This window comes from Pseudoalteromonas luteoviolacea H33-S (assembly GCF_001625695.1).
Taxonomy (GTDB): domain Bacteria; phylum Pseudomonadota; class Gammaproteobacteria; order Enterobacterales; family Alteromonadaceae; genus Pseudoalteromonas; species Pseudoalteromonas luteoviolacea_B.
In genome coordinates this window covers 75,308-92,170 of record NZ_AUXY01000104.1, presented here as the reverse complement: position 1 = coordinate 92,170, position 16,863 = coordinate 75,308, and the positions used below count along the sequence as shown (strand labels likewise).

The 16,863-nt window shown below is 43.6% G+C and carries 11 protein-coding genes and 1 other RNA gene; 8 read left to right on the top strand and 4 right to left on the bottom strand.

Annotation, left to right across the window (positions count from 1 at the left end):
* Window positions 1-117: 117 nt before the first annotated feature.
* Window positions 118-3,015: an RNA polymerase-associated protein RapA gene (gene rapA / locus N477_RS21325; RefSeq protein ID WP_063362511.1), complete on the bottom strand. Its 2,898-nt coding sequence runs from the start codon at window positions 3,013-3,015 to the stop codon at window positions 118-120.
* A gap of 411 nt (window positions 3,016-3,426) precedes the next feature.
* Here rapA and N477_RS21320 point away from each other — a divergent pair, with 411 nt between their 5' ends.
* The 3 genes from N477_RS21320 to N477_RS21310 all read left to right on the top strand — a co-directional run bounded on the left by N477_RS21320 (window position 3,427) and on the right by N477_RS21310 (window position 9,621).
* Window positions 3,427-4,827 (top strand): PhoH family protein, encoded by a 1,401-nt coding sequence (locus N477_RS21320; RefSeq protein ID WP_063362512.1) that lies wholly within the window; start codon window positions 3,427-3,429, stop codon window positions 4,825-4,827.
* Between the two features lie 159 nt (window positions 4,828-4,986).
* A complete protein-coding gene (locus N477_RS21315) occupies window positions 4,987-8,718 on the top strand; it encodes a hybrid sensor histidine kinase/response regulator (RefSeq protein ID WP_196760675.1) in 3,732 nt (1,243 codons plus the stop codon).
* Entirely contained in the window at window positions 8,719-9,621 is a 903-nt protein-coding gene (locus N477_RS21310; RefSeq protein ID WP_063362514.1) for a diguanylate cyclase domain-containing protein, read from the top strand. It abuts the gene before it with no gap.
* A gap of 54 nt (window positions 9,622-9,675) precedes the next feature.
* Here the strand turns inward: N477_RS21310 and N477_RS21305 are convergent, their stop codons facing one another.
* Window positions 9,676-10,038, bottom strand: a complete 363-nt coding sequence (locus tag N477_RS21305) for a DUF3192 domain-containing protein (protein WP_063362581.1) — start codon at window positions 10,036-10,038, stop codon at window positions 9,676-9,678.
* A gap of 234 nt (window positions 10,039-10,272) precedes the next feature.
* The gene (locus N477_RS21300; RefSeq protein WP_063362515.1) at window positions 10,273-11,220 is read right to left on the bottom strand and encodes a D-2-hydroxyacid dehydrogenase; all 948 of its coding nucleotides are present in this window, start codon (window positions 11,218-11,220) and stop codon (window positions 10,273-10,275) included.
* A gap of 289 nt (window positions 11,221-11,509) precedes the next feature.
* Here N477_RS21300 and zntR point away from each other — a divergent pair, with 289 nt between their 5' ends.
* The 3 genes from zntR to N477_RS21285 all read left to right on the top strand — a co-directional run bounded on the left by zntR (window position 11,510) and on the right by N477_RS21285 (window position 14,406).
* The gene (gene zntR, locus N477_RS21295) at window positions 11,510-11,926 is read left to right on the top strand and encodes a Zn(2+)-responsive transcriptional regulator (RefSeq protein WP_063362582.1); all 417 of its coding nucleotides are present in this window, start codon (window positions 11,510-11,512) and stop codon (window positions 11,924-11,926) included.
* Window positions 11,910-13,214 (top strand): SO_0444 family Cu/Zn efflux transporter, encoded by a 1,305-nt coding sequence (locus N477_RS21290; RefSeq protein ID WP_063362516.1) that lies wholly within the window; start codon window positions 11,910-11,912, stop codon window positions 13,212-13,214. Before zntR ends, N477_RS21290 begins: the two co-directional genes overlap by 17 nt.
* 94 nt (window positions 13,215-13,308) lie before the next feature.
* Window positions 13,309-14,406, top strand: coding sequence for a 1-acyl-sn-glycerol-3-phosphate acyltransferase (locus N477_RS21285; RefSeq protein ID WP_063362517.1), 1,098 nt, complete (start codon window positions 13,309-13,311; stop codon window positions 14,404-14,406).
* Window positions 14,407-14,516: 110 nt separating this feature from the next.
* Here the strand turns inward: N477_RS21285 and ssrS are convergent.
* Window positions 14,517-14,699: non-coding RNA, 6S RNA (ssrS, locus tag N477_RS21280), on the bottom strand.
* A gap of 272 nt (window positions 14,700-14,971) precedes the next feature.
* On the opposite strand from ssrS, the gene N477_RS21275 reads away from it, so the two are divergent.
* Together N477_RS21275 and pepP are read left to right on the top strand one after the other, a co-directional pair.
* A complete protein-coding gene (locus N477_RS21275) occupies window positions 14,972-15,535 on the top strand; it encodes a UPF0149 family protein (protein ID WP_046355896.1) in 564 nt (187 codons plus the stop codon).
* Window positions 15,536-15,537: 2 nt separating this feature from the next.
* The gene (pepP, locus tag N477_RS21270) at window positions 15,538-16,851 is read left to right on the top strand and encodes a Xaa-Pro aminopeptidase (protein WP_063362518.1); all 1,314 of its coding nucleotides are present in this window, start codon (window positions 15,538-15,540) and stop codon (window positions 16,849-16,851) included.
* Window positions 16,852-16,863 lie beyond the last annotated feature (12 nt).

The window sequence follows — 16,863 nt, the reverse complement described above, 5'->3', positions numbered from 1 at the left end:
CAACTTGACAAGAAATCAGAAAATAATATGAAATTAATAATTGTAAAATAGGATAAAGGTGGTGGAATAAAAACAGACAATAAAATATCTATTTATTGCCTGTTTTTGAAGTAGTACTTACTGGTTAGCAACGACAATTAAACGGATCGCATCCAGTTTTACCTGTGCTTTAGAGATGTGCTCATTGAGCTGTGCTTTTTGCTTATCAAACACTTGAATTTCTTCATCACGGATATTTGGATTAATCGCTTTGAGTGCACTTAGGCGAGTTTGCTCTTCGCCTAAGCGCGTCTGCATATCTGCTTGAGCCTGACTTTGCAATGTGTCTAGTTGCTGGTTGGCAAGATCCGTCGCCTTGGCAATAAGTGGGTGGATCCCTGATTGCAAGGCATTGGCTAGCTTGCTGGCAGTTTGGCGGCCGACTGCTGACAGCTGCTGATTAAATGCATCAAATGCGACATTCTCAGCCAAGTTATTACCTGCTTTGTCCATCAACACACGAATAGGTGTAGGCGGTAAGAAGCGACCCACTTGCAGCGACTTCGGTGCAGAGGTTTCGGCAACGTAGATTAGCTCAACAAAGAAAGTGCCGACAGGCAGTTTGTTGTTTTTCAATAGCGCCACGGATGCACAGCCGAAGTCATCATCACAGATCATGTCCATAACGCCTTCAACCATTGGGTGATCCCAACTGATGAATTGCGCATCTTCTTGCGACAGTGAAGTTGAACGGTCAAATGTTACTGTCATACCATCGTCTTTCAGACATGGGAATGACGGATTAAGCATGTGCTCTGTGGGCTTAAGAATAATGGTATTCTCGCCTTTGTCTTCTTGGTTTACACCAAAAATATCAAACACATTAATCATATAAGCTGGCAAGATCACATCATCATCGAGTTTCTCGATCTCAGTGACGATTTGCTCTGCACGGCCTTGGCCGCTTGAGTGCAGTTCAAGTAATCTGTCTCGACCTTGCTCCATTTTTGCACGCAGCACTTTGTTTTGTTTGGCGACTTGCTCAAGTAATGGATCAAGCTCTTCCTCATCACAGTTATGCGCCGCGATAAATTCCAGCAGATCTTCAGAGAACTCTTTGTAAAGCAATTGACCAGTTGTGCTGGTGGTTTCAAATGCATCTAACGCTTCGTTGTACCAACGTAATAACACTTCTTGAGCGGTATTGGCAAAGTAAGGCACGTGAATATTCACGTCATGTTGCTGACCAATACGGTCAAGTCGACCGATACGCTGCTCTAGCAAATCTGGATTTAGTGGCAGATCGAACAACACTAGGTGGTGTGAGAACTGGAAGTTACGACCTTCAGAGCCTATTTCAGAACATAACAATACCTGTGCACTGTCATATTCATCAGCAAAGTAAGCGGCCGCGCGGTCACGTTCAATGATTGACATGCCTTCGTGGAAGACTGCTGAACGAATGCCTTCGCGCTCGCGTAAAGTTTGCTCGAGGCTAATTGCTGTTTGTGCTTCGGCACAGATCAAGAGTACTTTTTCGTGCTTCAGCTCTTTTAGCTTTTCAATCAACCAATTAACGCGTGGATCAAACTGGGTCCAGCTGGCACTTTCACCTTCAAACTCCTGAAAGATTTTTTCAGGGAATAGGGCGCGTAATGCGCTTTTCTCTGCTGTTTGAATACCGCCCATACTACCCAGCACAGACATTGCCGTTTTATATTGCTTTGGCATGTCAACTGGGTGCGCATGGACTTTACGACCGGGATAGCCATCAATGCCACTGCGGCTGTTACGGAACAAGATACGGCCTGTACCATGACGGTCAAGTAACATGCCTAATAGCTCTTGCTTCGCTTCTTGCTCTTTTGCAGCAACGCGCTTAAGAAGTTCTGAGATATCTGTTTCTTTTAGAAGCTCAGTTATGGTCGCGATCGCTTTGTCATCTAACTGTGCATCTTGCAGCAGTTGATTCGCGGCATCAGCAATTTCTTTATAGTTACTTTCTTCTGCAACAAACGCGTCATAGTCATAGAATCTATCTGGATCTAATAACTGCAGGCGAGCAAAGTGGCTGCGATGGCCTAATTGATCAGGTGTTGCAGTCAATAAGATGAGGCCTGGGATATCTTGGCTGAGTTCAGCAATGCGCTGATATTCAGTACTTGGCTTATCTTTTTCTACGGTAAGGTGGTGCGCTTCATCGACGACAAGCAGATCCCAATCTGCTAGCGTTGCTTGCTCAAACCAGCGGCGTTTCTTAGTGATAAATTCAAGACTGACCAAAACCAATTGCTCGGTTTCAAACACATTGGGTGAGTCTGCAAATGCTTCGTCGCAACGCTCTTCATCAAAGATAGAGAAACGTAAGTTGAAACGACGTAACATCTCCACTAACCACTGATGTTGTAAACTTTCAGGTACCGCAATTAGTACACGGCTAGCACGACCAGTTAGGATCTGCTGATGCAAAATCATACCGGCTTCAATGGTTTTACCCAAGCCGACTTCATCAGACAGCAAAACACGTGGCGCAAAGCGTTGTCCCACTTCATCAGCGATATACAGCTGGTGTGGAATTAAGCTTGCACGTTGGCCGATAAGGCCTTTAAGATGAGATTGTTGACGGTTAAATTGGTGCTGCCATGTTTGATAACGCAATGTATAGCGATCAAACCTATCCACTTGACCTGCAAATAGTCTGTCTTGTGGCTTATTAAACTTAATGAAATGATCTAAAAAGGTTTCTTTTAGGCTGACGGTTTCTTCTGTGTCTAGACGAACACCATGATAGCAAAGCAGATCCCCTTGCTCTTCGATGCTCTCTACACGCATTTCCCATTCTTCAACACTGCGGATCACATCCCCAGGATTAAATGCTACTCGAGTCACCGGCGCTTCTTGTACAGAATAAACGCGGTTTTCTCCACTGGCGGGAAACAGAATGGTTACTTGTCTACCTTCTAAGGCGACAATGGCCCCTAAACCCAAATCTGATTCGGTATCGCTTATCCAGCGCTGACCTAAGGAAAAATTCATGGTTTTCTCATCTTCGCAGAAAAAAGGCGGCTATGTTACCGAGAAGCAAAGCCTTGTTCAAGATTGTAAAAACACAATAAATGTGCCTTACAGCGTGGTATTGCGTGGGTTTTACAAGATAACTGATTCATATTCGTAGTTTGCTCGCCGTTGATTGTTTTTTATTGTGCAATAGTGGCTATTAAGCATAGTCAAACATCACTGTTATTGGAGATAAAATATACGAATTGAATCATTAAAAAAAGTGGTACAGGGGGAGTGTGGAAATAATTAGGGACATTTTGGCAAAAGGTTTTTTGTCATGAAAACGACTTTTGTGACAAATAGACTAAAATTAAGTTAGAGCGATGTGTTGTGTGGCGAGCAATACACAGTTCAATCATAGAAATTGCAGACGAATAGGAATGCACTATGGGAAAAGATGACCTCGACCGGAAAATTTATGTACTAGACACCAACGTTTTACTTCACGAACCCCTCGCTTACCTTTCCTTCCAAGAACATGATGTTGTGATCCCCATGACTGTGTTAGAAGAACTTGACCACATCAAGGATAGAAAACGTGATGTAAGTCGCGATGCAAGAGTTGCTATTAGAAGCTTGGATGATGTTTTGACCAATGCGACTCCAGAGCAAATGCTAGAGGGCGTTGATTTACCAAAAGTACAGCGTGATCCCAACAAACCTGCCAGCAGTGGCAAGCTCATAATCGTAAATGACCATTTGTATCCAGATAGTATTTCTGGACTGCCCGGCAATGAAAACGACCACAGTATTATCAACTGTGCGCTACAACTTCAAAAACAATACACAGAAAAAAAAGTAACCTTGGTAACCAAAGACATTAATATGCGCCTCAAAGCAAAAGGGGTGGGGTTGAAGTTTGTTGAAGACTACAGAACAGATCAACTCATTGATGATATTAACTTACTGACCTCAGGATATAACAAGTTTGAGGGAGACTTTTGGGCAAGTGTAGGAGAATGCCAAACTGAGCAGCAAGGGAGGTACAGTTTACACAAAGTACCTAAATCCCGGATGCCAGAGGTATTTTATAACGAATATCTTCTAGATGGCGGCGAGCACTTTGCGGCCCGTGTAGTGGGGTATGATGAATCACATGTGACGTTAAAAGACATCAGTGTCGAACGGTTACTGCATCAGCAGGCATGGGGCGTTAAACCCAAAAATGTATATCAAGGGATGGCATTGGATGCACTGTTAGACCCCAACATTGAGCTGGTGGTATTAACTGGTCCTGCCGGTTGCGGTAAAACATTATTGGCATTGGCCAGTGCCCTCGAAATGATCATAGAAAAGGGCATATATGACAAGGTGATCGTGACGCGAAATACCCCTGAAATCGCAGAGAGTATTGGCTTTTTGCCCGGTACCGAGGAAGAGAAAATGGCACCTTGGTTGGCTGCAATTACTGATACGCTGGAGGTGCTGCATAAGCATGACGAAAGCCCAATATCTAGCCGTAATTACATTATGGAAAAGGCCAATATCCAGTTTAAGTCGGTTAACTTTATGCGCGGTCGCAGCATTCAAAACGCGGTGGTGATTTTAGATGAGAGCCAAAATTTAACGGCTTCACAGCTGAAAACCATCATTACGCGTTGCGGTGAGGGGACCAAGCTTATCTGTACAGGCAACTTGGCGCAAATAGACAGTAATTACTTAACACCAGTGACTTCTGGACTAACTTATATCGTGGAGCGATTTAAAGACTTCGAAGGCAGTGCGACCATCAACCTAAATGGTGTTGTTAGAAGTCGATTGGCCTCATTTGCTGAAGAAAACTTGTAATATTTAGCCGATAAATATCAACCAGTGTATCTGGTATACACTGGTTTTTTATTTGCAAATATAGGGGTTACTATGTGAATCACTTGCTTATCTGAACACTGCTCGCTAACCTTTCAAAAAAAGATGGAAAGAACTACTACAGGCCAGTGAATGGACATTATGTCAGAGTTTCAGCCGCTCAAAACTTATCGAAAATCTATCTGTGTTGCGTTATTAATTCCTTTAATTCTCGCCATTGTACTGTGTTTTCATTTATTCAATATTAAGTTAGAGCGTCAATACGCCGTATACCAGGTGCAATTTGCTGCGGTATTGGCGCAAGTTGATCAAGCTGCCAGTGCCGCAAGCACAGTGATCGGCAGTATTAAACGCGGACTAGAGACTCCCATCAAATACCAACTAAGTCGTGATGTCCAGCAACAGGTACGCCAGCAATTAGGTTACTATTATCATCGTTTGCCAGAGCAAGGCGGAGAGCTGGTTGGACTGGGGACATACAAAGCCTCCCCCCATGTGTTAGAACACTGGTTGCATGTGATGGCACTGGGTCCTAGTTTTGATACGGCGCTAGCATTGATCAGTGAGTTAGAGGCGGTGGCCTATTTTAATGAGCATGGCTTTGCGTTCGTTAAACGCCGTGATGAAACACAAAGTCATCTATTAACTGCCATTGTCGAAGGGCGTTTTAGCCCTAGAAAGGGCGTGCTGACCAACCCAGATAGCAAGCAAGCTAGGCTATTTGGTAATACCTACTTCAGTATTGCTCAGCCAATTAATAGTGGTGGAAAGTCTCATATTATTTTGATTTACAATGCTGAAAAAGTGACGGCTTTATTAGATAAATTGACTTTTGATGGCGGATCTCTGGCACTGGTAGATGACAATGAGCAAGTGCTGGTGCAAAGCAGTTTGCCGGCGAGCTTGTTAAAGCCCTATTCTCCTGAGCGTGCACGAGTATGGCGTGGTGGCATTGAGTTAACTGGGGATATCCAAAATGCACCTTATGTACTTAGGTTCCAGCAAACTGAAAGTGCGTTTACTGCCGCTGTTTTTGAAGAAGTCATGGTTGAGCTTAGCTTCTTAGCCCTGTTTATTGTATTTACTTTTTGCTCCTTTTTATGGCTCAACGGGCAGGTTTTTATTCGCCCACTCAAACATTTTGTTAATTATCTAACGAAGCAAGATTTAGTCGACTCAGAAACGCTTGATTATTCTGTACCAGTGGATTGGCAGCCTTGGTTTAAAGAGATCAAAGATGTTGTGGTGCAAAGGCAAGCACTGATCGAACAGATGGAAACACATAATGCACGATTGGATGAGCAGGTACGGCGACAGAAAAAAGCGTTATCACGAAGCTTTGAAGCCAAGGAGCGCCAAGCTGCGCTGCTAAATACCGTGCTTAATTCAGTACCCGATCTGATTTATTTTAAAAACATTGATGGTTCATTTATCGGGTGTAACCAGGCATTTGAGCGCTTTATTGGGGTAGCGCAAAGTGATCTGGTTGCAAAAGAGCACCAAGAGGTGAGTCAAAAGTATCTAGCGCTGTTGGATCTTGAGCAGGCTATGGAGATCCATAGTATTCCACTGACTGAGATCTTAGATTTTGATGACAAGGCCTATTTAGTGAGTGTTTCACCTTTATTTGATGAACAGGGGAGCAGAATAGGCAGTTTGGGGATTGCCCGCGATATCAGCGAGCAGCAGCAAGCTATGAATGCACTACGGGCTTCGGAGCAAAACTTTAAAGCGGCGATTAAGCATGCACCCAATGGCATTTTACTTGTTTCTACTGATGCAATGGTTTTAGAGTTTAATCGTGCTGTGCGCAAGCTATTGGGTGGAGTTGAAACCGGTCAGCCTTTAAGTACGCTTTTTGCTCAAGGTGAATTGGAGACGCTCAATGGTGTGCTAGATCAATTACTTGAAGAGCGAAAGGGCGTAAAAGTGCTTAGCTTGTCACAAAGCGAGTCATCTTTGTGGCTGCAATTGAGTGTATCCTTAGTATGGGATAAGCAAAAGCAGCCTAAATATTTTGTGATCCATGTGCAAAATGTCACCGCCCTGACCAAAGCTAAAATAGAGGCCGAACGTGCCAATAGGGCTAAAAGTCGCTTTATTGCCAATATTAGTCATGAGATCCGTACTCCGCTTAACGCGATTCTCGGGTTAGTTGGGATTTTAAAACCGAGCCTGACAAAGCCGCAAGACAGTGAGAAATTAATCCATATCGAAACCGCCGCAAAGCAATTGTTGACTATGCTCAGTGATATATTGAGTTTTGCTCGATTAGAGAGCGGTCGTACCAAAGTGCGTAATAAACCTTTTACTATCATGAGTTTAATGAATAGCTTAAATGCTTTGATCCAACCACTAAGTGATGCCAAGGGATTAGCACTCAACCTGCAAGTTGCAGCCAATGTTTGGCCTGAATTTGTTGGCGATGAAGCGCGTATTAAGCAAATCTTGGTTAATCTGATGGGGAATGCCGTTAAGTTTACGCAACGTGGTGAAGTTGGCTTAAGGGTAGAGTCTAAATGGAGCAAAGAAGGAGAGCAGTGGCTGTCTTTTTCTGTATTTGACACAGGTCCCGGTATTAAAGAAGACGAGCAAGCGCGACTATTTGATGCCTTTACTCAGGGCAACGAGTCAAGTTCAAGAGAGTATGAAGGGATTGGTCTAGGCTTGGCGATTGTTAAGCAGCAAGTAACGCTGTTAGGTGGGAAAATTGAGATCCACAGCGAGGAAGGCGTTGGTAGTAATTTTGAATTTGAGCTTATGCTACAAACGCAAAACCGTGCTCTCATGGCCAATCAAGACACGATATGTTTGATATCGACACATCAGCCTCCTGATTATCTCAGTCATTATCACATTACTTGCTTTGCTAATTTTGGAGAAGCGTTGGCACAGTTGGATAAGTTTGCTTATATCGCATGTGATGATGCTGATGAAATGAGCTATTTGTGCCATCATTTTAGTGATATCGCGCCTGAGAACTGCTTAGGGCTGGTGGTTCCGAGCGATTTAAACTTGGCGTCAGCGCATCAAGCATCACTGAACACTTTGAAGATACCGCAGCATATGTTCTATCAGTCTCTGTGTTTGGCACCGTTTGAGCAAGGCGTCACAGAGGTTGAAGGTCAAACGCGTCTGGTAAATTCGCTTTGTTTGGTGGTGGATGATAACGCGTTGAATCTAGATATCTCTAAAACGGTGTTGGAGCAGCATGGGGCGGTTGTCGTAGCGCTTTCAAGTGCACAGGACATAGTGCAGATATGTCAAGCCCTTCAGCCAGATATGGTGCTTATGGATATTTATATGCCGCACATTGATGGTTACCAAGCGACAGAGTTATTGCGTCAAGAATTAAGTAAAGAGGACCTTCCCATTATTGCCTTGACGGCTAATGCACATGAACATGAAAAGGAAAAAGCGTTCAAGCATGGTGTCAATGCTTTTTTGGTAAAGCCTATCTCTCCTCAAGAACTGTGTTCAGCACTGTTGCCCTATGTAGGCACTCAGCCAGGTGTTTTTGATAAAGCCTTTGCAATGGCGCAGCTGATGAACAACCCAAGTCTGGTAAAAACAATGTTGAATAAGTTTGCTAAACTATGTGATGAATATGTGAACGAGCTACTCGTAATAGAGAGTAACCAACAGTTGGCAGATATTGCACATAGCATCAAAGGCGCATCCGCAGGCATAGGGTTAACGCGCTTGGCCGAGTATGCCAAATTAGTAGAAGCGAATTCTCGTTTAGACACTGCGGTAAATGCGCCAGTTGAGTATCAAGGTGTGATACCGCAAAACGCCTCTTTGAGAGATGAGCTGATTAGCCTTATCCGCCAAGCTCAGCAGTTTATTTTATTGGAAACAAAAGGAAGTTAAATGCAAAAATCGGCCAATATATTAGTGTTAGATGGGGATCCTCTCAATCGTGTCGTGCTTGAAAATACGCTATCTGATGAGCACTTGGTGATCAGCTGTGCTAACAGCGACAAGGCTTTTGAACGGCTACTACAAACACAAATTGATTTGATCATTGTTGACATCCTCATGCCTGATGATGAAGGGCTCGATTTTTTACTGCAACTAAAAGCAGATCCAAGTTGTTATCAGATCCCCGTGATTGTTATCTCAGCAAGCAACAGCTATCAAGATGAAGCGAGAGGACTATTGCTCGGCGCAGTCGACTATATAGTTAAACCATTTAGCCCCAATATCGTTAAAGCCCGGGTAAAAATACATTTAGCGATTAAGCAAAAAAATGATCTACTTGAGCGTTTGGCAAATATTGATGGGTTGACTGAGGTCCCAAATCGCAGAGCCCTTGATGAGACTTTAGCTCAGCTTTGGTATCAAAGTCGCGACCAGCAAGTCCCGCTGTCTATTTTGCTCGTAGATATCGATTATTTTAAAGAATATAACGATAGCTGCGGGTTTAGTGCGGGCGATGAGTGCCTAGTTAAAATTGCTAAAGTGTTGCAAAGCATGACGCAGAAAGTAGAAGGATTTGTTGCAAGATACGACGGCGTGCGCTTTGTTGCTTTGATGAATAAGCGCAGTGCAGATCAAGCCATGTCACTGGCCTCGGCCATGCATCAGGCTGTAGATGCGTTGTCTATTCCGCACCCGAGCTCACCGATTTGCGCACATGTGACCATCAGCATGGGGATTGTGCATGTACATGAGGATTTTTCTGGTGATCAAAATGACAGTTTGGAGTTAGCAGATGAAGCTTTATTACAAGCACATCAGCAGCAAGAGCGGGTTGTTTTAGTGAGCCGCTGACTAAGAAAAAAGCCGCACAATGCGGCTTTAAGTAGGGAAGTATGTCAAATCTGTTTACAAGTAATTGTCTACCGCGGCCTGACCGAAACCGATAAGCTGATCATCCTTAAACACCAGTGGCGTGCACTCATCTTTGGTAATTTGACCATCAGAGTGCTTTCTGTTGGTGGCGAAATATAGCACTTGATAAGTGTGACCATCTTTAGACACTGCTTCATTAAAGTCAGGTGTACCAAACTTACTGGTGACTGCTTGGTAACTTGAGCCTAATTCAAGTTTACTGATCTTTGCTCTGTTTTCTTTGTGAGTGCTATTCCAGGCGCTGTGGTGACTTACTTCACCGTCAGAGACGGCAACAATACAGCCAGATAATAAGGTTGTGCTCAAAAGCGCAGTAGCGACAAGTAGTTTTTTCATTTTGTTATCCTCATGACCTGATGTGTGATCCATCATCAAGATCTTTATTTTTTACTTAGCTTAGAGATTGCAATTGCTTTGCCAGAATTTTTTATTTAATAAAAACAATAACTTGTGGGTTTTTGATGTTTCGAGTGGTGTTGTTTTTCACTAATAAATAACAATAATGAACAATATGTAGTGAATAAAGCCACTTGAATACGAAGTGGCTTTATTTGCATGAACGGTGTGAGGTTACACGACGCGGTTGTGCTGGCCACCGTCTAAGAAACTGGTGATGTTGTCTGCAATACCTTGTATTAGGCGCGTAATAGACTCATAACTGGCCCAAGCAGTGTGCGGGGTGAGCATGAGGTTATCGCCTTGGTATGTGATCAGCGGGTTATCTGTGGTTGCTGGTTCAATGGATAAAACATCGACGCCAGCGGCAGCAATTTGGTTTGCTGCAAGCGCGTCCGCGAGGGCTTGCTCATTGACGATACCGCCACGGGCTGTATTAATCAAAATGGCATGTTGAGGCAAAAGGGCGAGCGTCTGTGCATTGAATAAGTTTTCTGTCTGGGGTGTAAGCGGGCAATGTATCGAAACGATATCGGCTATTTGCATGGCTTCTTCAAATGTTACTCTGCCGCTGCGTGTCGCCTTGCTGTTTGGGCGTTCTGCAATAATGACTTTTGCGCCAAATGCCTCTGCGACTTTAGCGGTTGCTTGGCCTAGGTTACCATAGCCAACGATCACGAAGTTTTTACCTGCAATGTCATTGATGCTGTAATCTAAGCGACAAAACATCTTGCTGTTTTGCCAAGCGCCTTGCTTGGTATCCGCAGCATATCTATGAATATTACTCATTAAATTACCAAGCAAGGTAAAGGTATGCTGAACCACCGATGGCGTCGAGTACCCAGCTACATTGGTAACCGCAATACCGGCGTCTTTTGCGGCGACCAAATCAATGTTATTGGTGCCCGTCGCAGCAACGCAAATCAATTTCAAATCAGGGGCAATGGCAAAATGGGTGGCATTTAATTGTACTTTGTTTGAGATAATGATGTTTGCCTGCTGGATACGGCTGTCGACTTCACTTGGTTGGGTATATTCATAGGTGGTCACTGTACCAAAAGCGTGCAGTGGAGAAAGGTCGACACCTGCCAAAGTAGCAGCATCCAAAACAACAATGTTCATATTTTTATCTCGTTATTGACTTTGGAGTAAACTCCAAGGTTTATACTCTGTATTAGTGATGAATTTGACGAAACGGTGATGTTGGATTTTAGGCCCTTTTTGAATAAGGCGGATTAAATATCTCTACTTTACAGCACCATTTGCAGAGTTCATTTGTGTATGTTCAGCAAATTGCAAACACCAGTGTATCACTTTTAGCGCTTAAAATTTATTAAATATGGTGATGAATACAGCTGGGATAAAACCGGTTTGTTGGTTGTTTTTAATACTTAGTTGGAAAGCAATGACGATGTTTCGAATAGGACAATTAGCTAAGCTCTTAGGTGTGTCGACTGACACGTTAAGATATTATGAGCAGCAAGGATTATTGACTGCCAGTGAAAGAAGTGCAGCTGGTTATCGTCTATATGATAAGCAAGCTGTCGATAGAATGCGCTTTATAGTGCGCGCCAAGGAAGTTGGGTTCAATCTTAAGGATATTCATGAATTACTGAGTATTAAAATTGAAAAGCAAATGCACAGCTGCGAAGAGGTAAAAACACTTACATTACAAAAGCGCGATTGGGTAAGAGAAAAGATTGCGCAATTGAGTATGTTTGAGCGCTCATTAACATTATTGGCAAGCCAATGTTGTGGTGGCGATGAACCTGCAAATACGTGCTCAATTTTGACCGCATTGGAGGATTTAGATGACATTCATCAGTAATTTTTGGCAGTTATTTGTGATTTCTGCACCTTGGCTCATGCTTGGGTTATTGTTGGCTGGGCTGTTAAATGTGTTTATTCCGAAAGACTTTTTACAGCGTCATTTAGGTAAAGAAGGGCTTTGGACCACAATTAAAGCGGCGCTTATTGGCGCGCCGATGCCGCTGTGTTCTTGTGGTGTCATTCCGGCTGCCATTGGACTAAGGCGTGCGGGGGGCTCTAAAAGTGCAACTACCGCATTTTTGGTATCAACACCAGAAACGGGTGTGGACTCGATTTCAGTGTCTTATGCGTTACTTGGGCCATTTATGGCAATTATCAGGCCCATTGCTGCGGTAACCAGTGCCATTACTGCTGGCTTGCTAGTCGGTAGAGATGCTCAAGATGAGGCAGGTAAAGAGACATCAGAAAACCCTTCTGCCAATCAATCTAGTTGCTGTGCTCAAGAGCCTCAAGCAGCCACTTCTTCATGCGCAACACAACCTAAGAGTTTAGATGAGGATGTAAATAAAACTTCATGCTGTGCTCAAGAGCCTCAAGTATCCGCTTGTTCATGTGCGACTCAGTCTAAGAATTTGGATGAGGATGATAATAAGGCTTCTTGCTGTGCTAAAGAGCCAGTCATTGCGCCAAAGCTTGAACGTGAACAAGCAAGTTGCTGTGCATCTGAGAATAAAAAATTCGAGACAGAAGTAAGCACTTGCTGTTCTTCCAAGACTCAGAGTGAAGACAGTTTGCTGAGTAAGCTTTGGCAAGCAGTAAAATTTAGTTGTAACAAGCTGTTATCTGATACTATGGTTTGGCTTTTAATTGGTATATTCTTCGCTGCATTAGTCCAAACATTTGTGCCAACTGCATTTTTAGCACAGTGGGGAGATGGCATTTTAGCCATGGTCGTGGTTATTTTGATCAGTATTCCTATGTACATTTGTGCTACGGCATCGACGCCCATCGCCGCAGGCCTGTTATTAGCTGGCGTGTCTCCTGGCGCTGTTTTGGTGTTTATGCTGGCAGGTCCGGCAACCAATGTCGCTACCATAGGTGTCGTCGCAAAAGAGCTTGGGCGCCGCGCTGTTGTTGCCTATATTACGGCCGTCATTGGCGTCGCGATTGTGTTTGGATTTTTAACGGATTATTTAGTCTCTCACTTTGGCTTTGAAGTGTCTGCCATGGCAGGACATGAACATCAACTGCTCCCAAGCTGGATGAGCCAACTCATGGCGCTTGTGTTGGTGATGCTTATGTTACGTTTGTTTGCAATGGATGTTATGAAACGCCGGGCCGCCTAGTGTGGTCAGACTTGATATTCTTAGCATCCGAATAAAGAGCGAGATAGAATGAGCCGTTTTTTTGTCATACGCCCAGATCAGTAAGAGTAATTTAGTGGATAAATACGCAGATATCAGACCATATAATGATGATGAAGTGCCCGCAGCCCTAGCGAGGTTATTGGCCGATGAGCAATTTTTAGATGTGATTGCCGAGCATAACTTACCAAAGTGGCTTGCAGCCTTTTCTGCGATTAGCAGACCTTTGGTAAAGGCAAAATTAAAGTCTAAATGGAAGACGGTGAATAACGTTGAAGCGGTACAAAATGAAGTGGCGCAGTACTTGTCTATGTTGGTTGAGCGTACCACGTCAAAAGTCACCTATTCGGGACTCGACCGTTTAGATAAAGACGCTGCGTATTTATTTATCTCAAATCACCGAGATATTGTACTCGACCCTGCATTAGTAAACTGGGGACTTCACCAGAATAACTTGCCAACAGTGCGTATCGCGATTGGCGATAACTTGTTGCAAGTACCCTATATCACTGAGCTGATGCGTTTAAATAAGAGCTTCATCGTTAAACGCTCAGCAAAAGCGCCAAAAGAAATGCTCAAAGCGCTATCTCAGTTGTCTGGTTATATCTATGATTCACTGCAGTCAGGTAATTCTATTTGGATTGCGCAAAAAGAAGGCCGTGCCAAAGATGGCATTGATTATACCGATCCTGCCTTATTGAAAATGTTGCAGTTACAAGGGCGACGTTTGAAAGAACCATTTGCTGATTATGTGCGCAAACTCAAAGTGGTACCGGTTTCTATCTCTTATCAATATGAGCCATGTGCGTTAGCAAAAGCCAAAGAGCTTTACCATAAACAGCAATTTGGTGAATATCAAAAAGAAGAAGGCGAAGACATCAAGAGCATCATTGATGGCTTTAGTGCAGACAAAGGAAACGTGCACGTTGCATTTGGTACGCCGATTGAGGATGACTTTGACACCCCTGAAGAGCTGGCGCAGATCATCGATAAGCAAATTATTGATAATTACTATCTGCATTCAAGCAATTATTTAGCAGCGGGTGATAAAACAAACAGCAGCAGTGAAGAAACAGCACGCTTTAATCAAAGTATTGAAACGCTGCCAAATGAACTAAAAGAGTTTGTCTTGTCTATGTATGCGCAGCCTGTGAAGCGAAAATCGACAATATAAGCGATAGCTAAATACGACTGGTAAGCCCATGGGACTATGTTCTGTGGGTTTTTTATTTTTCTAACTGCGGTAACGCAAAGAAATAAGCGGGCGATTCTATAGGTATGAAAGGTGTCCCCGGCTGCGTGGATGCGGATATAAGTCCTTGAACCCTAAGGTTCAAGGCGGAAGGCAACAACCCACCGTAGGCTTCTCGGTACATGCCAAGCTTGCGCAAAAGTGGATAAACTGCATTCCTAAAAAAAGTTTATCGGCTCAGGGACATAATCCACGGTCCAGCGAGCTAGGGAACACCTTCAGTATATAAGACAACATCGAATGCTTAAACCTTAAAATGAAAAAATCTTACGTATTTGCTGGCTAATTAACCTGCTGAGTATTGTCTGTGCAGCTTTTGCTTTTTTTCCATACACAGCAGATATCCACTTTATAAACTGAGTAAATCAATACGGTATTTTAGCTCCGGTAAAGACGGGTTTTTTCCAGCAGAATAAGACAATGCATTGTAGTTGCTATACTTCGAGTGGTAGCATTAACCTTATCAAGTGAATGAGAATTAAGCCTTATGATCGAATTAAAAGATTACCAACAAGCCCAGTTATTACTCGAAAAACACGGCATCTTTGTCGCACCTGCAGAAGTGCATGGCACCATCAGCGGTATTTTAGCCTGTGGATTGAGTATTGATGACAAAGAATACCTAGGTTTACTCAGCGATGTATTCAACGATGGCCAAGCATTTGGCGTTGAACTTAAAGACTTTTTAGCTGAGTTATACAAGCTTGTGGTAGAGCGCTTTAATGATCCTGAACATACCTTTGAAGTGTACTTACCAAATGATGATGAAGCACTTATCGACCAAGCCAATGCGTTAGTGTCTTGGGTGTCAGGGTTTTTACTTGGGTTTGGCTTAAAGCAAAAAGACTACGGCAAACTGTCAGCTGATGTAAAAGAAGTGATCAGCGACTTCAGTGAGATCACTCGCCTTGATACGCATTTCGATGATACAGAGGAAGACCAACAAGCATTCCATGAAGTGGTCGAGTATATTCGAGTTTCTGCGCTATTGTGCTTTGCGGAGATGGGCCGAGAGCAAGGAAATGGCGCGACATCAAAAACAGTGCATTAATTATGATAAAAAATGAAGAGTTTGTAGCACGTCGTGCACGACTGCTAAACAACCTAGATAATAACTCGGTTGCTATTATTCCTGCGGCTGCTGAAATTACCCGTAGTCGTGATACCGAGTTTCCATTTCGACAAGATAGTGACTTCTTTTACTTAACCGGCTTTAAAGAGCCGGATGCAGTGCTGGTGCTGAGCAAAGACAAAGCGGGTAAGGGGCTGAGCACTTTGTTTTGCCGTAATAAAGATAAACTGGCAGAAATCTGGCACGGTAGACGCGTTGGTTTTGAACAAGCGAAAACCTTGTTTGCGATGGATGAAACCCATGCATTGACAGAGCTTGACGATGAGTTGTTAAGTTTAGTGAATGGCACCGCGACGCTGTACTTTGGTCAAGGCACTTATCCAGACTTTGATGATAAAGTGTGGCGTATACTGAGTACGCTGCGCGGTGCACCAAAAAAAGGCTATAGAGCCCCTGAAACCATCAAAGATATTCGTTCGCTTATACATGAAATGCGTCTGTTTAAATCTGCAGACGAAATCGCCGTGATGCGCAAAGCGGCGCAGATCAGTGCTCAAGCGCATATTCGTGCCATGCAGTTTGCCAAGGCAGATGCCACTGAGTATCAATTAGAAGCTGAAATTCATCACCACTATGCGATGAATGGGGCGAGATATCCAGCGTATGGCACCATTGTTGGTTCTGGCAATAACGCCAACATATTACACTACACCGAAAACAGCGACGTATTAACGCAGGGCGATTTGATCTTGATCGACTCAGGCTGTGAATTGGAAGGGTATGCTGCGGATATTACACGTACTTTCCCTGTCAGCGGACAGTTTAGTGAAGCACAGACAGAGATTTATAATCTGGTATTAAAATCTCAGTTGGCTGCATTTGAAGAAGTGAAGCCTGGCGGTACGCTGGTTAAAGCCAATAAGCAAGTTGTGCGTGTGTTAACAGAAGGCTTAATTGAGCTTGGCATTCTCTCTGGCACCTTAGAAGAGCTGATAGAAACACAAGCGTGCAAGGCGTTTTATATGCACGGAGTGGGCCACTGGCTTGGTTTAGACGTACATGATGTCGGTGAATATAAACTGGACGAGGCAGACAGACCGTTTGAAGCGGGCATGGTGTTGACCATAGAGCCGGGTTTATATTTTGACGAAGATGCTGAAGTACCAGAAAAATACAAAGGCATTGGTGTGCGCATTGAGGATGATTTATTGATCACTCAAGATGGCCATGAAAACTTAACTGTTGATGTGCCAAAATCTATCGCTGAGATTGAAGCACTGATGCAAAAAGCCTAACTGCAAGATTTG